Source organism: Allobosea sp. BK604, assembly GCF_004341515.1.
In the GTDB taxonomy this organism is placed as follows: Bacteria; Pseudomonadota; Alphaproteobacteria; order Rhizobiales; family Beijerinckiaceae; genus Allobosea.
The window spans coordinates 180,822-197,758 of the sequence record NZ_SLZF01000003.1; the positions used below are offsets into that span (position 1 = coordinate 180,822).

The following is a 16,937-nucleotide window of genomic DNA, read 5'->3' on the forward strand; positions in this document are numbered from 1 at the left end:
CGGGAATCCGCTCCCTCAGCCTCTCACGTGCTTTTGCGGGGACGCTCGGCGGGCTTGCAAGGAAATGGGGCGGTGCCGGCTCAATTGTATCCCAGGCTGCCCGGTTCGTATCCGTCCTTGCAAAATCATGGGGTGCCGCGTCGGGCCTGCCGGCTCGATTTCAGCTTCAGCGCAACTGGCGAATCCAGTGCCACATGTTGCGCTCGTCGGCATAGCGGCCGGCGCTCCGGCGTCCTTCCGCGGCATGCGCGCGCGCCTCGCGCGGCGTCACCCCGAACAGCTTGCGGAAGGCGCGCACGAAGTTCGTCCGGTAGGCGAAGCCGCAGCTTTCGGAGATATCGGCGATGCTCATTGTCGCGCAATCGGGATCGACGAGCATCGCCCGGGCGCGCCGCAATCGTCCCCCCGTCACATAGGAGGAGACGCCGCCATGGGGCTCGAAGAGATAGTAGAGCTTGCGCAGCGAGATGCCGAAGGCCGCGGCGACCGTCTCGGCCGACAGCGCGGGATCGGCGACGTGCTCGTCGATATGGCGCCGGATCTGCCCGGTCAGGGCAAGCCGGATCGAGGCCGCATTCTCTTCCGTCACCGACATGTTGAGCGCCGCCGCCGCGAGCTCCAGCGTCGGTTGGATGACCGCCTCGACCTCGTCATGGCTCATGCGGGGCGCCTCACGGTGCAGGCTCGCCAGATGCCCCCGGAGCAGCGCCGTCAGCGGCGCCTTGCCCGGGACGACGCGCAGATTGTGCTCGTCGGGAGCCTTCAGGAGCGGGGCGAGCATGCGGCGCGGAAAGGTGAGATTGAACGTGTCCAGGTCGAAGGCCGCCGTCGCCTGGGACTGTGCGAGATCCGCGATGATCACGTCGCCGGCTTCGGCGTATTCGTTCGACGCGGCATCGCGCCTGCCGTGCCGGCCGCCGAGTATGACCTGCAGCGTGACATGGTCGAGCCCGTCCCGGCCGATGCGCGCGGGCGACCGGTCGTAGTGATTATGGACCTTGCAGCTGTAGCGAGTGAGGATGGCTTCGCCCAGATGTGATGCGTCGGCAAAGAAATGGAAGCGGGATTCGGCCTCGCCATGCGGGCGCGCATCGTAGAAGACGCCGATGCTCTCCTGCCAGACCGTCATTGCGCTCCTGGGCGCGAGGCCGGCCGTATCCATCGCGACATACCGGACCTGGTTTGCGGCACTCGCAGCGGCCGGCACCGCCGGGTCGACATCCTCAGCCATTCACAGCTCCAGCACGGAGGTCATCACGGTCGGCCCCCGACAGGTCTCGCTAGCAGAGGTTGTATGACGATGTATGGCAATTCCGGAACTGGAAATTGCGTTGACGGCACATGACCGCGGCTGCAGCGCAGCTCACTTGAAGCCACGCGGAAATTCGCCCAACGTCCGCCCGACCATTCCGAGTGCATCCGATCATGCTTGCCGACACTGCCGCCCAAACCGTCTCGTTCTCGGTCAGCGATATCCCTGAGCACCATCGCGACGAGTTCATCCGGGATTTCTACGGGCGCCTCCAGATGCGTCTGCAGGTTGAGCCCGATCAGACGCACAGGCTCGTTTTCGATGCGCGGACGCTGTTCCTGTCCGATCTGAAATGCACGATGGCCTCGGTATCGCCGATGACCTGGCATCGGACGACAGAGTTGATGGCGGATGGCAACGACGATATCGCGCTGTCCTGGAACAAGGGCGGCTACCGGGTGTCGTTACCGGGGCGCGGCGACGTGACGACCCGGCCGGGCGCGGCCGCGATCCTGTCCCTCGACCGGCGCTGGACGGTCCAGGCCGAGGATTCGCGCTGGACGATGATGCTCCAGTTCAAGCGCTCGCTTCTCGCGCCCCTGGTGAGAAATCTCGACGAGATCGCGCCGGACCATATCGGTCGGTTCCAGCCCGTGCATCAGCTGCTGTTCGACTATCTCTCGTCGCTGCTCAGGATGGAGTCCGCCGCCACGCTCGGGCCGCTGGTGTCGCGGCATGTGGCCGACCTTCTGGCGGCTGCGTTCAACACGGGATCCGCCAGGCCGCCGTCACCCGGTATCCGTGCGGCGAGGCTGGCGGCCATCAAGCAGCACATTGCCCAGAACCTCCGGGACCCCGCTCTGTCGGCAGAACAGGTGTCGCGGAAATTCGCGATCAGCGACCGCTATATCCGCCAGCTCTTCGCCGAGGACGACACGAGCTTTTCCAGCTATGTCAGCGATCAGCGGCTGGCCTATGTCCATGGCTGCCTGACCGATCGCGGGCAGATGCTGCGGCGGATCGCCGATATCGCCTTCGATGTCGGCTTCACCGAACCCTCGACATTCTATCGGCAGTTCCGGATGCGCTATGGCCGGACGCCGACGGAGGTCCGGCAGGCCGCCTTGCGCGCCATCAACTGACGGCCTCGCGCGACAAGAGTATTAGGCGCGGCGGATGTTCCAGAACATGGTCGCCACCTTGACGCGGTCGACCAGGCTCTTGTGCAGTGCCGTCTGCCGATAGATCGCGCCAAGCGGAATAGCCGGCAATTCATCCATGCCGACGATCTGCATGTCGCGCGCGATGCGCTTCTGCTCGTCGAGCGACGGCGCTTCGAGCCAGGCGTCGCGCAGCTGCTCGAGCTTCGGGATGGTCGGCCAGCCGAACCAGGCGTCGCGGCCATTGCCGCGCAGCATGATATTGGTGCCGGGATTGATGAACCAGGCGCCCGGAAAGAGCCAGCAGCTCAGCGACCAGCCGCCCTTCTCGACCGGCTCCTCCGAGCGCCGGCGCTGGCTGACCGCGGCATTGTCGAGCAAGGTGACATCCATGTTGAGGCCGAGCCGGGTCAGCACGTCGCCCGCGACCTGCGCCAGCGGCGTCGTCGCCGATTGGCTGTCGGCGGCGCCGAGCAGCCGGACCGGCTCGTTGGCATAGCCGGCTTCCTTCAGGAGCTGCTTCGCCTTCTCCATGCTGCGCGGCCCCTTGAGCGGCTCGAGCCCCGCCTCGCTGGCGAGCACCGTGCCGGGCGGGAAGAAGCCCGTGCCGGTAGCAAAATTCTTCGGGTCGGTGCCGGCTACCGCCATGCAGAAATCGGATTGCTCGATCGCCGGCAGCAGCGCCTGGCGGATCTTCTTGTTGTTGAACGGCGGGTGCAGCGCGTTGAGGCGCATCATCGCCATGGACGGGATCGCCTCGAGCTGCGGCAGGTCGATTTCCTTGTGGCCGGTGAGGAGCTCGACCGTATCGGTCGTCGGCTGCCCGATCCAGTCGACGACACGGGTCTGCAGCGCCGCCGCGGCCGTCGCGGGATCCGGGATGCGGCGCCACTCGACCCGGTCGAAGAAGACCTGCTTCGGCCCGGCGGTCGGACCGGTCGCCCTGACCGGCGTCGGCTTGTAGCCCTGGAACTTCTCGAAGACGGCGATATCACCGAGCTTGAACTCGTCCTTCCTGAAGCGGAACGGGCCGGAGCCTGTCGTATCGGTGATCTGCGTCTTGGTATCGACCGAAGCGACACGCTCCGGCATGATCAGAGGCGCCGGCGCGCTGAGCTGGCCGAGCACAGCCGGCAGCATCGGGAAGGGCCGCTTCAGCTTGAAGCGCAGCCGGCGGTCGTCGATCGCCGTCAGCTCGTTCGTAAAGGCCATCAGCGTCGCGCCCATCGGCGCGGCCTGCGCCCAGCGCTTCAGGCTGGCGACGCAATCGCGCGCGCGGATCGGCTCGCCGTCATGGAAGGTGATCCCGTCGCGCAAGGTGATGGTGCAGCTGCGGCCGTCATCCTCCCAGAGATGACCTTCGGCAAGCTGCGGCTGCGGCTGGAACTCGCTGTCGAGCCCGTACAGCGTGTCATAGACCATGTAGCCGTAGTCGCGGGTGATATCGACGGTCGACCACATCGGATCGAGGATGGTGAGGTCGGTATAGGGCACGAAGCGCAGGACGCGCTGGCTGTCGGACTGGGCCAGCGCCGGGCGGCTCACCCCGGCCATCGCCGCCGCCGCACCCGCCTTCAGGAAATCTCGTCTATGCATCGGTCTTCCCCAGTTCTGAACGGCGCCTGGCTGCGGCCTCCCCGCTATTGGCCCTGCGCCTCGACGAGTTCGATCGCGCGCGACAGGCCATGCGCGATGCGGTTGGCGCGCCGGCGCAGGACGACGCGCGCCATCCGCGCCTCGTCGGGCGGCAGGCTCGCGAGCGTCAGCGCCGGTGTAAGCCCCGGCAGGATCCGGCTCGCGCGGCCGAGGTCGAACTCGAAATCGCTGCGGGCATGGTAGAGGATCGGGTTGAGATGGCGCCCGAGCCGCAACAAAAAGCCGGCATCGCCTCGTGCCGCCTCCGGCAAGGCGCCCAGCGCGGCGTCGAGCCGCTCGGCAAGGCCGCCGAGGTCGGTCAGTTCATCGAGATCAGGCGCCGTCTCACCGTAGTAGCGCAGGCCCGCCAGGACATCATCCGCCATCACCTCGCAATCGAAGGGCAGTGCTTCCGCTTCGATCAGGCCGGCGAGGAGATTGCGATAGATCAGCGTATCGACCGCCAGGATATCGGCGTCGAAACGCTCGATCGTGTCGTGATCCGTGTGCCACCACCAGGCGAGGCCGCTGCCCGGCAAATGCTCCGGGCTGGCCGCAGGCAGGAAGGCGCTGACCTGCGCGGTGGCGAGGCCGATCCCGCTGAAGCTCTGGTCGGAATTGCGGGCGGAACGCCGCGGGTCGATATACATGTCGGCGCGCTTCAGCGCCTGCGCGACGAAAGCCTCCTCCTCCGCGCTCTGCAGGCCGATCGTCGCGTCGAGCACGCGGCGCGCATAGGCGTTGAGCTCGGCTGTCGTGTTGCGCAGCGCCTTGGTCGTGCCGCCGCGTGTGCCGACGATATCGACATTTAGATAGGCGATCGCGTGGTCGTAGAGCGACTGCTGGAACCTGTCGGCATACCAGGACGAGCCGGCATAGCCGCCCTGCTCGTGGCCGCTCCAGAAGGCGAATTTCAGCCCATAGCGCGGCTGCGGACCTTGGCTGAACAGCCGGGCCAGCTCCATCAGCAAAGCGACGCCGGCGGTATTGTCGGTCGCCCCGTCGCGCCAGGTGCAATAATGCGCGCCGAGCAGGATGTAATAGGGCTCGCGCCCCGGTATCTCCGCGACTGGAAGCTTGGCCCGGCGCCATTCGGTATGAATCTCGGCGGAAAGCGTAACCGGCTTGCCCTCGGCAACCGCCGCGCGGAGCGCTGCCGCATCGTCGCGCGAAACCTGGACAGCGGGAATCGTCGGCAGCAGCGCCAGATCCCCTGGACCGGTCGGCGAGCCCCAGACCGGCGACGCCTGGACATAGTGCCGCTGTGAACCATGCGAGACCGCGATCAGACCAAGCGCACCGGCCCGCTGCGCGGCGATGCAGCTATCGTAGCGCGGCAACCCTTCGACCAGGACGAAGGCGCCCTTCACCTCGGCCCCCTGCCCCATCACGACAAGCGGCGCCGTCAGGCCGCCGGCCGGCGTCGCAGCGCTGAAGGCCACACCATTTGCAGCAATGGCTGCGCCGTCAATCGTGACCGAACAGCGCTCGGGCCAGCTGGTGAAGCAATCGAAGAGATGCACCTCCGGGACGAGCCCGCACTCCACCAGTTGCTCGCCAATATAGGCGCAGGCCTGATCGGCCTCCGGCGAGCCCGGCAACTTGCGGCCAAGCGAAGCCAGATCCGCCACCATCCGGTGTAGCCGCTCGGCGGAAATCCCGGCGATGGCCGGATCGGTAGGGATGTCGCCCGTCGCGAGCCTGCGCTCCGCCAACTCGCTCGACCCGAACTGTTCCATCGCCACGCTCCGCACTCCCGGCAAGCCGGTCGCGCGGTAGATCGCCTGCACGCCCAAGGCCGGGATTGGGGAAGCCTAGTTAGCTCCAATCTTGGCGTCAATAATTTGCGCCAATCTTGGCGCATTACCCGATTCAGCGGACTGGCCGAAGACAGGCGTTCGCTGCCGCACCGCCCAAGGCACGGCTTTCAGATCTCGGATTTGGCGAGATGCACGGCCTTCGGCGTCGAGGCGGCCTCTCGCCTCTGCCTGCGGAATCTTCGAGGATTCAGGCGGTAGAACAGGCCTGATCGAACAGCGGTCGCATGAATGCAAGCCGCCCATCTCTGTCGCTTCAAACCAATAAGGCGCTCAGCAGAGCTTCAGGGATCGCAACGTCGCGCTCAGCCCTGGCTCACCAACCATGTCGGCAGCTTCGCTCAACGAGAACCATTGCTGCTGCCGCTCGTCGCGCTCTCGCCAGACATCGAGGCTCCGCTCCACCTTCAGCGGATAGAGCTTCACATTGCACAGGATCGACTGATCGGCCAATCGCTTCCAATAGAGGTATTTACCGACGGACTTCTTGCAGATCTTGCCGACGACACCGGCCTCCTCCTGCGCCTCGCGGGCGGCCGCTTCATGCGCCTTCAACCCTTTGATCGGCCACCCTTTCGGGATGGTCCACCGCTTGGTCGTCCGGGTCGTCACGAGCAGGATCTCAGCTGAACCGTCGGGCGCAAAGCGCACCGGCAAGGCTCCGACCTGAAGTCGAGCTTTCGCAGGGCGCAGATCGGTCTTCATCGGGGAGGCGATTCCTTGTCGGAAATGTCTAGACAAGAGAACTGCCAGCCCAAGCCCCGCAATGCAATCGCAGATGTACCGGCCTGCACAACTTTCATCGCCGACTGGCAAAGCCCCGCCAGCACGGAGCCGGCGGGGCCGCGACAATCAAAATCGGTTAGATGCCCGGACGAGTATAGGGCGTCGCGTTGGCGTCGAACTGGGTCCAGCCTTCCCGCTCATACTCCGCACGGCGCGCCGACATGTCGATCGGCGTCGCCCGATCCATGATCGCCTCAGCCTCGGCAGCGCGCGCATCGGCCACGCGCACCGTAACGACGGAGCCGCCCCGGCGCACGTTCTCGGCGTAGAAATGCGCATCCCGCTCGCTGACGCCCGAACTGGTCATCGCCCCGATCAAGCCACCGGCCACTGCGCCGGCCGCCGCACCTGCCGCGGTCGCCGCGAGCCAGCCGGCTGCTACCACCGGGCCGACGCCCGGAATGGCGATCATGCCGAGGCCGGCGAGCAGCCCTGCAGCGCCACCGACGGCGCCGCCGATGCCCGCGCCTTCGCCGGCATTGCTGTCGTCGGCGTCTTCATCGTGGCCGATGAGGCTGACATTCTCGCTTGCAAAGCCGGCGGCCTCCAGGTCTTCCACGACGCCGCGGGCCATATCGTAATCGTCGTAAGAGCGAATGATCGTACGGGTCATCTCGAATTCCTCCTCTCGGCTATTCGTCAGTTGCGGGTGATGTTGCCGCGATAGTCGACGCCCACATTGACCTGTTGGCCGCTATGGGTCGCCTTGCCCTTCCAGACGCCGTTGTCGTCCTTCTTGAGGGCCGTCACTGCGCTATAGCCATTCGCTTCGAGCCGGCTTTTCGCCTGCCCCTCGGTAAAGCTGTTCGCGCCTGGTAGCGGCGCGTTCTTGTCCGCGTTTGCGTTCGGCGACGGCGTGGGTGCCGTGGTCGAGGTTTGGGCGACCGCGCCGAATGCCGTCAGCGCGCAGAACGTCGCTGCGAGAATCTCACGTTTCATAGATATCTCCGTTGGTTGAAGCGGCGCGAGCCGTGTCTTTCCGAACCGACAGTTACCTGCATTGTTCCCGGATTGGTCTTCTTGTGCGGCTCGACGTCGCAATCATCGGTGCTCTCCCCAAAACGGCTTCAGCGCCCCTTTCTCGGGCCAGCGGTTTCCGGCTTGGCCACATCGTGCTTCATCGCGGCCAAGCCATCGATATCCTGGGCCTCATACGGCGCATGCGGGCCGGTCGGATGTGGCGAGAGTGGGCTGGGCCCGGCCTTGCGCTCGGCCTGCTCGCCGGACTGTCCCGGTCGCTGCGCAGTCCTGAATCGGCCTGGCGAACCACTGACAGGAATGACGGTCGACTTTTCTGTCATCATTGCCTCCTCTTTCGCCGCCAACCGGAGGCACTGGAGAAGGTTCCCACCCAGGAAGGCAGCCGCGGCCGTTCTTGGCGCCGCAGGCAAGTCGTTATGGATCCCAGGGGCTGCACTGAGCTCCGCATCGCCGGATAGGCTCGGCGCCTGAAAAGGCGCATCGACCGACATGACCAGACTCAATTTATGCGGCTAACGGCACAGCATTCATGCCGTTCGTCGCGCATGGATTGACGGGGAACTTTCCGCCAACTGCGAGGCGACGCGCGAACAGCCGGGTTCATACCGCCAGGAACCCATCTGGCGGCGCCCCTGCACGCAAGCAAGGCATCGTTGGCGCGAACTATCGCGGTCGCGCCAGTTTCATACTTCCAGGTCAGAATTACACTCGACTAAGTTTCAAGACATAGGTTAGCTTTAAAGCGTCTACTTCATTTTTCCCATTTGATCGTTGAAGGGCTATTCCCCATGACGCAATCAATGGTTACAAGCGCGCTGGAATTCGATTACAATAAAGCTAAAGATGTAGAGAACCTGCTGGACGCTTTCCGGCCCGAATTATTCCACAGTAGCGGGAATATCCGGCAAGCGCTCCGCGACCAAGGTATCCATTTCCTTTCGATTACCGTCGTGCGCGGCGATGGGGCCGAGCCTACGCATCTCGTCATCGAGATCTCCGGCGATGGAGCACCACGCACGGTTTTCGACCGCATCGCAAAATCTCTGGATCCGTGGCTCAAGCAGATCTTTGCAGCCGCAGGCATTGCTCATGCCGGCTCGCTGGCTGACCAGCTCGCCGCGAGCCAGGTCAGGACGAGGCAAGACCTCTTTCGAACGGCTGGGCTCGAATTCTGCGGCACGCCGGGCTTCACCGTGGATCGCATCACGCGCGAGTACAAGCTGGCGGATTGGCTGCGCACCTATTTCGACGGAAACCCGCCAATGGGCCGCCCCGTCGAGATCATGGACAAGATCCGGGAGCGCGTACGGGCCGAACCGCAATATGCCGCCCTGCTCTCTGCCGAGCCGGTTCCGAGGATCGAGGCCGACGCCGGCAAGAAGCTCGATATCGGCTTTCTCCTGGGCCTGGTCGGGCGCGCAGCGATAACCTTTCTTTGGCCGGTCCTGCTCCCGCTGGCGGCACTTGTCGCAGTCGCCACCTGCTATTCATGGAGCAGCGGCGGGATCGGCCTCGCGGTGCTCACCTTTGTCGTGGCGCTGATCGTCGCCACGGGCATCGTTGTGGCCGTCCTGGCGGCTTTGTACGGAGGCCTTCGACGCGCGGAGAAAGCGAACACACCGATCGACACGCCGGTGGATCCTTCCATCATGGAAGCGGTCTCCAACTCCGAGAACCTCAAGGACACCCAACAGAACCATCTGGCCGGTGTCTCGGTCATGCAGGCGGGCTGGCTTCGGGAATTCACGCTCCGGATCGCCTTCTGGGTCATCCGGGAAATGGCCACCAAGCGCTTCAGGCCGGGCTTTCTGGGCGATATCGGCACCATCCATTTCGCGCGCTGGCTGAGGCTGCCGAAGACCAACAAGCTCCTGTTTTTCTCGAATTACGGCGGCAGCTGGGAAAGTTATCTCGAGGATTTCATCACCAAGGCGTCGAACGGCCTGACGGGCGCCTGGAGCAATACTGTGGGGTTCCCGCGCACGGAGAACCTGTTCTTCCAGGGATCGACCGATGGCGATCGCTTCAAGCGCTGGGCCAGACGTCAGCAGCAGCCTTCCCGCTTCTGGTACAGCGCCTATCCGCACCTGACGACAGCGCGCATCCGCACGAACGCCGCCATCCGCAGCGGCCTGGCCACTGCCTCGACCGAAGATGAGGCAGCCGCGTGGCTCGGACTTTTCGGGTCCGCTGTCCGGCCGTCCGACCTTATCGAGACTGCCGAAGTCCAGACATTGCTCTATGGCGGGCTGAGCCGGCACCGCTATTCCGCCTGCATTGCAGTCACGCTTCCTGCGCTGGCCGACAAGGCCCGTTCCTGGCTCAAGGATGTCACGCCTCGCGTCACCTTCGGAGACGAGCCCCCTGCGGACAAGGTCCTGATCCTCGCCATTTCGGCCACCGGCCTTCAGCGGCTCGGTCTTCCCGATGACGTCTACATGGGCTTTCCAACGGCATTTCGCGCCGGCATGAGCTCTCCGGCGCGGGCCAATCTGTTGGGCGACACCGGGGACGATCACGCGAAGCACTGGCTTTGGGGTGGGGACGCAAGCCCCGTCGACGCGGTCTTGCTCGTCTACGCCGACAATGCAGCGACCTTGGAGAGCACCATCGGTGAACTCGCCGCCGGCATTCGGTCCGCCGGAGGCAGCGAGGTTCATACGATCACGCCTTCGCCGCTGCCGGAGAGGAAGCCTGGGGAGTCTGGCGCGCGTGTCGCGTATGAGCCCTTCGGGTTCGCGGACGGAATTTCGCAACCGATCATTCGCGGCACCCGCCGCTGGCTGCGGCAATCCGATGCCATTCACACCGTCGAGCCCGGTGAATTTCTCCTCGGCTACCCGGACGGGAGAGGCTATTTCCCGCCATCCCCCGTCGCCAGTCCTTCGGCCGACCGTGGCAATGTCCTTCCGCTCGCGGACCGAAAGCAGACCCACGGCCTGCTCTTTCCAGCGTTCGATCCGCAGGCAGGCTCGTCATTGCGCGATTTCGGGCGAAACGGGACGTTCATGGTCGTTCGACAGCTCACGCAGGATGTCGCCGCGTTCAATGCCTTTCTGGCGGAGGCAGCGACGCTCTATGCGAACCATCCAGCAGTCCCCCGGGAACTTCCCAAAGACCTGCTGGAGGAGTGGATTGCGGCCAAGATGGTCGGCCGTTGGAAAGACGGCTCCTCCCTCGTCCGCTTTCCGCACGCGCCGGCAACGAGGCGCAGCGATAGCGCCAAGCAATTTCGCGGCGACAACGAGTTCCTCTTCGGCGCCGAGGATCCAATCGGGGAACGCTGCCCTCTGGGCTCGCATATTCGCCGCTCAAATCCCCGGGAGAGCATGCGGCCGGGCTCGAAGGAAGAGATCGGCATCGTCAACCGCCACCGCATCCTGCGGCTCGGGCGCGGCTTCGATCCCGATGGAGCGAAGGATCCACAAGAACCCGGCAAACCGGGGCTGCTCTTTATTTGCCTCAATGCCGATATCGAGCGGCAATTCGAATTCATCCAGCAGACCTGGGCGATGGCCTGGCAGTTTCATGGGCTCGCAAACGAGGTCGACCCGATCTCCGGGCGCGGCCGAAAGCTGGGACGCCTCACCATTCCTTCTGCCAATGGGCCGCTCAACCTGACCGGCATCAAGGATTGGGTTCGGGTTCGCGGCGGAGCCTATCTGTTCATGCCGAGCCGCAGTGCGCTGCACTTCCTGATCAACCTCGCGGACGGAACCTGATCGCAGCTGGCGAGGCTGCGTCAGGCACCGATCTTGATCAGCTCCCTGGCGATGATCGTGCGCTGGATCTGGTTGGTGCCCTCGTAGATCTGGGTGATCTTGGCGTCGCGGTAGAGCCGCTCGACCTCGAAGCCCTGGATATAGCCGGAGCCGCCGAAGATCTGCACGGCGTTGGCCGTCTGCGCCACCGCCATGTCGCTGGCGAAGCACTTCGCGATCGAGGAGGCGGAGGTCGCGGACAGGCCATGGTCGATGAGGAGCGCCGCCCTCTCGACGAGCGCGCGGGCCGCGGCAATGTCCTTGGCCATGTCGGCGAGCATCCATTGCAGGCCCTGGTTCTCCAGGATCGGCTTGCCGAACTGCCGGCGTTCCGGGGCATAGGCGAGCGCGGCCTCGAGCCCGGCCTGGGCGATGCCGACGGCCAGCGCTGCGATACCGGTGCGTCCCTTTTCGAGCACGCTCATCATGATGTGAAAGCCGCGTCCCTTCGGACCGAGCAGGGCCTCATGCGGCACCGTCACGCCGTCGAAGTTCAGCCCGCCGACCTGGCTGGCGCGCTGGCCCATCTTGTGCTCCTTCGCACCGCGCGAGACGCCGGGCGCATTGAGATCGACGATGAAGATGCTCATGCCGCGGTGACCGGCGGCAGGATCGGTCGAGACCAGGACGAAGCCGAGATCGGCGACGGGCGCGTTGTGGATCCAGAGCTTGCCGCCGTCGATGATATAGCCGTCGGCGGTCTCGCGCGCCGTCGTGCGGACATTGGAGAGGTCCGAGCCGGCCTCGGCCTCGGTCAGGCAATAGGCGACGCGGATCTTGCCGGTGAGAATATCGGGCAGGTGGCGGGCGATCTGATCCGGCGTGCCGTAGCGGGTCAGCAAGGTGCCGATCAGCTCGACGAGGCCGCATTGGTCGGCCACCGAAGCGTAGCCGCGGGATAATTCCTCCATGACGATGGCATAGGCGAAGGTGTCGAGCCCGGCGCCGCCATGCTCGGCGGGAACGGTGATGCCGAACAGGCCGAGCGTGCCCATCTGGCGGTAGATCTCGGCCGGGAAGGCCTCGCTGCGGTCGAGCTCGCCGGCGGCGGGCCGGATTTCGCCGTCAGCGAAGCGGCGGGCGGCCTCGCGAATCTGCTCGTAGATCGCCGCGTCATGGAGCGGGGCGCAAATCATTGCTTCCTCCAGAAAATGGAACGTTCCATTTATTTCTTGCTTGAGAACGAGCCTATCCGAGCATTAGCGTGATGAAAATAGGGATATTGCATTCTGGCAGCGCGAATGATATGGAACGTTCCAAAATCAGAAACAGCGCCGCACGGCGCCATGGGACGAAGCGATGCCGCGCCGGCGCGAGGCCAGGGACAAGGTGACGATCATCGACATCGCGGACGCCGCCGGCGTCTCGAAGTCGACTGTCTCGCTCGTGCTGACCGGACGCGGCAGCGTCAAATCCGAGACCCGCGAGCGCATCCACAAGGCGATGGACGCGCTCGGCTATGTCTATAACCGCGGCGCGGCCAACCTGCGCAATTCGGATTCGAAGATCGTCGGCCTCGTGCTGAACGATCTCTCCAACCCGTTCTTCGCCGAATTCGCGATCGGCGTCGAAAGCGTGCTGCAGATGGCCGGCTATGTCGCCTTCATGGCGAACACGGCCGAAAGCATCGTGCGGCAGGCGCAGGTGATGCGGATGATGCGCGAGCATGGCGCCGGCGGCATCATCCTCTGCCCTGCACTGGATACCGCCGCCGAGGAACTGGCCTGGGCCGATACCGCCGATACGCCGCTCCTCGTCGCGATCCGCCGCCTGCCGGGCGTCGCCGCCAGCACCGTCATCCCCGACAACACGGCCGGCTCGGCGCGAATCACGCGCCATCTCCTCAATCTCGGCCACAAACGCATCGCCTATATTGGCGGCATGCATTCCATGGTGGTCCGCCAGGATCGTTTCCTGGGTTTCAGCGGGGCCATGGCGGCGGCCGGCAATGCCATCGATCCCGGCCTCAACATCGAGAGCATGCCGACGCGCGATGGCGGCTTCAGCGCCATGGGCGCGGCTTTGGCACTGCCCGACCGGCCGACGGCGGTGGTCTGCTACAATGACGTGGTCGCGATCGGCGCCATGCTGGCCGCGGCCAAGCGGGGGCTCGTGGTCGGGCGCGACATCGCGATCTGCGGCTTCGACGACACCAGCGAAGCGCGCCATGTCTCGCCGGCACTCACCACGATCGCGGTCGACGCTGTCGGCCTCGGCGAGCGCGCCGCGGCGATGCTGCTCGAACGCATCACCAATCCGGATGCCCCGGCCACGACCCATATCGGTCCGGCCGATCTCGTCATCCGCGAATCCTGCGGCGCCTATCACCACGCGCTGCAGGCCGCGGGCTGAACCCTTCCCCGAAACAGACGAAAAATACGATGGCGTTCCCTCGCATCCTCTCCGCCGACGAAGCCGCCGCTCTCATCCCCGACGAGGCGATCGTCACCGTCTCCTCCTCCTCCGGCCTCGGCTGCCCCGATGCGGTGCTCGCCGCGATCGGTCGGCGCTTCCAGGCGGAAGGCCATCCGAGGAACCTGACTACGATGCACCCGATCGCCGCCGGCGACATGTGGGGCGTCAAGGGCATCGACCATCTCGCCCGCTCCGGCCTGCTGGCGCGCATCCTCGGCGGCTCCTACCCTTCCGGTCCCTCGAGCGCCGAGCCGCCGGCGATCTGGAAAATGGTCACCGGCGACGAGATCCCGGCCTACAACATCCCGAGCGGCATCCTGTTCGACATGCACCGCGAGGCCGCGGCCAAGCGGCCGGGCGTGCTGACCAAGGTCGGCATGGAGACCTTCGTCGACCCGAAGAATCAGGGCTGCGCCATGAACGAGCGCGCCGCTGCCCAGCCGATCGTCAGCCGCGTCACCTTCGACGGCGAGGACTGGCTCTATTTCAAGAGCATCATCCCGAAGGTTGCGATCATCCGGGCCACCACGGCCGATGAGCGCGGCAACCTCTCCTACGAGCATGAGGGTGGCTATCTCGGTCCGCTCGATCAGGCGCTGGCGGTGCGCAACAATGGCGGCATCGTCATCGCGCAGGTGAAGCGCGTGGTCGCCGCCGGCAGCATCAAGACTCAGGCTGTCTTCGTGCCCGGCATCCTGGTCGATGCCATCGTCGTCGCGCCCGACCAGATGCAGACGACGCAGACGCTCTACGATCCGGCGATCTCGGGCGAGGTCGCGCGACCGATGTCGAGTTTCGAGACGCCGGCCTTCGACGTCGCCAAGGTGATCGCACGCCGTGTCGCGCAGGAGCTGCGCCATGGCGATGCCGTCAATATCGGCTTCGGCATCTCGGCCAACGTGCCGCGCATCCTGATCGAGGAAGGCCAGCACGGCGCCGTGACCTGGGTGATCGAGCAGGGCGCCGTCGGCGGCGTGCCGCTGCTCGAATTCCAGTTCGGCTGCGCCTCCAATGCCGAGGCGATCGTGCCCTCGCCCTATCAATTCACCTATTTCCAGGGAGCGGGCTTCGACATGTCGTTGCTCTCCTTCCTGCAAATCGACCGGCAGGGCTCGGTCAACGTCTCCAAGCTCGGCGTCAGGCCACATGTCACGGCGGGCGCCGGCGGCTTCATCGACATCACCGCGCGTGCCAGGCGCATTGTCTTCTCCGGCTATTTCAGCGCTGCCGCCAAGCTCGCCATCGCCGACGGCAAGCTCGTCATCGAGAAGGAAGGCAAGGTGAAGAAGCTGGTCGAGGCGGTCGAGCACATCTCGTTCTCGGGTCCGCGCGCGGTCGAGCAGGGCCAGGACATCACCTACATCACCGAGCGCTGCGTGATGAAGCTGACCAGGGACGGGATCGTCGTTAGCGAGATCGCGCCCGGCGTCGATCTGGAGCGCGATATCCTCGCTCAGTCCGAATTCCCCCTGCTGGTGCCGCAGCCGCCGAAACTGATGGATGCGGCTTTGTTCAACGAGGCGCTGCTGGGCCTGACCGTGCAGAAGAGGGCGGCATGAGCGATCCCGTCCGCCTCGACATCACCGACGGGCTCGCGATCATCACGCTTGCCCGTCCCGAGAAGCTCAACGCGCTCGACGACGTGATGGTCAGCCTGCTCGGCAGCTATGCCGACAGGATCGACTCCGACCGCTCGGTACGCGCGGTCATCCTGACCGGCGAGGGCAAGGCCTTCTGCGCCGGCGGCGATATCGTTGCCTGGGGCGGTCTCTCGCCGCTGGAGATGGGCCAGGGCTGGGTCCGTACCGGCCACCGTGTCTTCGACAAGCTCGCGCGGATGAAACCGCCGGTCATCGCCGCTCTGAACGGACATGCGCTCGGCGGCGGGCTGGAGCTCGCCGTCACCGCCGATATCCGCATCTGCGAGGAGCAGGCCAAGATCGGCCTGCCAGAGAGCGGGCTCGGCATGATCCCGGGTTGGTCCGGCACACAGCGGCTGGTCCGGCGGCTCGGCGGGCGGGTGGCGCGCCGCCTCGCCCTGACCGGCGAGATCGTCACGGCCGAGACGGCGCTCTCGCTCGGCATTGTCGACCAGGTCGTCGAGAAGGGCGGCGCGCTCGCCGCCGCCAAGGCGATGGCGGAGCGTGTCGCGGCGCGCGGGCCGGTGGCCAATATCGTCGTCAAGCAGCTCATCAATGCGGCAGAGGACGAGGACCGCGCCTCCGTGATGGAGACGCTGGCCAGCTCGCTCGTCTCCTACACGCAGGACGTCAAGGAAGGCGTCGCCGCCTTCCAGGACAAGCGCCCGCCGCGCTACCGGGGTGAGTGAGATGAGCCGACCCGTCGCCCTGATCACCGGAGCAAGGCGCGGCATCGGCCGCGCGATCGGGCTCGCGCTCGCCGAAGCCGGCCACGACATCGTCTTCACCGACATTGCCGAGGACGCGGCGACGGAGGAGGCGCTCGGCCTCTTTTCTGCCGCCGGCGCCCGCGCGCTCTTCATCCGGCACGACGTCACCGCCATCGAGAGTCATGCCGATCTCGTCGCGACCGTCCTGCGCGAATTCGGCCGGCTCGATCTCTTCGTCTCCAATGCCGGCATCGGCGCGCCGGTGCGCGGCGACATGCTTGAGATCACGCCGGATTCCTATGACCTCGTCATGGGCGTCAACCTGCGCGGCGCCGCCTTCCTGAGCCAGGAAGTCGCCAAGGCGATGCTGGCACGGCACGGGAGCGGCAATCCGGCGATCGTTTTCATCACCTCGGCCAGCACCGAGCTCGTCTCGATCGACCGGGCGCAATACTGCGTCTCGAAGATCGGACTCTCGATGTGGGCGAAGGCGCTGGCCGTGCGGCTCGCGCCGGAGGGCATCCCGGTCTTCGAGGTCAGGCCAGGCGTCATCCGCACCGACATGACCGCCAAGGTCGCGGCGAAATACGATGCCCGCATCGCCGACGGGCTGATCCCGGCCGGGCGCTGGGGCGAAGGCGACGACGTGGCGCGCTGCGTCGCAGCTCTGGCCGGCGGCAACTTTGCCTATGCGACCGGAACCGTGATCAATGCCGATGGCGGGCTGATGATCCCGCGCCTATGAGCCGGCGCAGAGGTCGTAAGACGAAGAGCCGATAC

General features: G+C 65.5%; 13 protein-coding genes. 6 read left to right on the forward strand and 7 right to left on the reverse strand.

Translation table 11 applies throughout. The features are described from left to right. Positions 1–166: 166 nt before the first annotated feature. Positions 167–1,231: a helix-turn-helix transcriptional regulator gene (locus tag EV560_RS10280; RefSeq protein ID WP_131855666.1), complete on the reverse strand. Its 1,065-nt coding sequence runs from the start codon at positions 1,229–1,231 to the stop codon at positions 167–169. A 194-nt stretch (positions 1,232–1,425) separates the two neighbouring features. Here EV560_RS10280 and EV560_RS10285 point away from each other — a divergent pair, with 194 nt between their 5' ends. Continuing rightward, positions 1,426–2,394, forward strand: coding sequence for a helix-turn-helix domain-containing protein (locus EV560_RS10285; RefSeq protein WP_131855667.1), 969 nt, complete (start codon positions 1,426–1,428; stop codon positions 2,392–2,394). Between the two features lie 21 nt (positions 2,395–2,415). Here EV560_RS10285 and EV560_RS10290 read toward each other — a convergent pair whose 3' ends face one another. The 5 genes from EV560_RS10290 to EV560_RS10310 form a co-directional block, all read right to left on the reverse strand. Then, a complete protein-coding gene (locus EV560_RS10290) occupies positions 2,416–4,008 on the reverse strand; it encodes an ABC transporter substrate-binding protein (RefSeq protein WP_131855668.1) in 1,593 nt (530 codons plus the stop codon). A 44-nt stretch (positions 4,009–4,052) separates the two neighbouring features. Next, positions 4,053–5,786: a M28 family peptidase gene (locus EV560_RS10295; protein ID WP_131855669.1), complete on the reverse strand. Its 1,734-nt coding sequence runs from the start codon at positions 5,784–5,786 to the stop codon at positions 4,053–4,055. Positions 5,787–6,137: 351 nt separating this feature from the next. Next, positions 6,138–6,569, reverse strand: a complete 432-nt coding sequence (locus EV560_RS10300; protein ID WP_131855670.1) for an NUDIX hydrolase — start codon at positions 6,567–6,569, stop codon at positions 6,138–6,140. Between the two features lie 157 nt (positions 6,570–6,726). Further along, positions 6,727–7,263 carry a general stress protein gene (locus EV560_RS10305; protein WP_348982209.1) on the reverse strand — a complete coding sequence of 179 codons (537 nt, stop codon included), beginning with the start codon at positions 7,261–7,263 and terminating at the stop codon, positions 6,727–6,729. A gap of 26 nt (positions 7,264–7,289) precedes the next feature. Further along, positions 7,290–7,589 (reverse strand): PepSY domain-containing protein, encoded by a 300-nt coding sequence (locus tag EV560_RS10310; RefSeq protein WP_131855671.1) that lies wholly within the window; start codon positions 7,587–7,589, stop codon positions 7,290–7,292. An 830-nt stretch (positions 7,590–8,419) separates the two neighbouring features. Between EV560_RS10310 and EV560_RS10320 the strand changes: the two genes are divergently transcribed. Beyond that, positions 8,420–11,353, forward strand: coding sequence for a Dyp-type peroxidase (locus tag EV560_RS10320; protein WP_131855673.1), 2,934 nt, complete (start codon positions 8,420–8,422; stop codon positions 11,351–11,353). 20 nt (positions 11,354–11,373) lie between these two features. Here the strand turns inward: EV560_RS10320 and EV560_RS10325 are convergent, their stop codons facing one another. Continuing rightward, positions 11,374–12,528 (reverse strand): acyl-CoA dehydrogenase family protein, encoded by a 1,155-nt coding sequence (locus EV560_RS10325; RefSeq protein ID WP_131855674.1) that lies wholly within the window; start codon positions 12,526–12,528, stop codon positions 11,374–11,376. Between the two features lie 163 nt (positions 12,529–12,691). Here EV560_RS10325 and EV560_RS10330 point away from each other — a divergent pair, with 163 nt between their 5' ends. From EV560_RS10330 to EV560_RS10345, 4 genes are read left to right on the forward strand one after another with little or no spacing between them, the layout of a single operon-like run. Then, entirely contained in the window at positions 12,692–13,744 is a 1,053-nt protein-coding gene (locus tag EV560_RS10330; protein WP_131855675.1) for a LacI family DNA-binding transcriptional regulator, read from the forward strand. A 29-nt stretch (positions 13,745–13,773) separates the two neighbouring features. Beyond that, complete coding sequence (locus EV560_RS10335; protein ID WP_131855676.1) at positions 13,774–15,366, forward strand: acyl CoA:acetate/3-ketoacid CoA transferase; 1,593 nt, start codon at positions 13,774–13,776, stop codon at positions 15,364–15,366. After that, the gene (locus EV560_RS10340) at positions 15,363–16,136 is read left to right on the forward strand and encodes an enoyl-CoA hydratase/isomerase family protein (RefSeq protein ID WP_131855677.1); all 774 of its coding nucleotides are present in this window, start codon (positions 15,363–15,365) and stop codon (positions 16,134–16,136) included. Before EV560_RS10335 ends, EV560_RS10340 begins: the two co-directional genes overlap by 4 nt. 1 nt (position 16,137) lies before the next feature. Next, positions 16,138–16,902 (forward strand): 3-ketoacyl-ACP reductase, encoded by a 765-nt coding sequence (locus tag EV560_RS10345; protein WP_131855678.1) that lies wholly within the window; start codon positions 16,138–16,140, stop codon positions 16,900–16,902. The last annotated feature ends 35 nt before the right edge of the window (positions 16,903–16,937 follow it).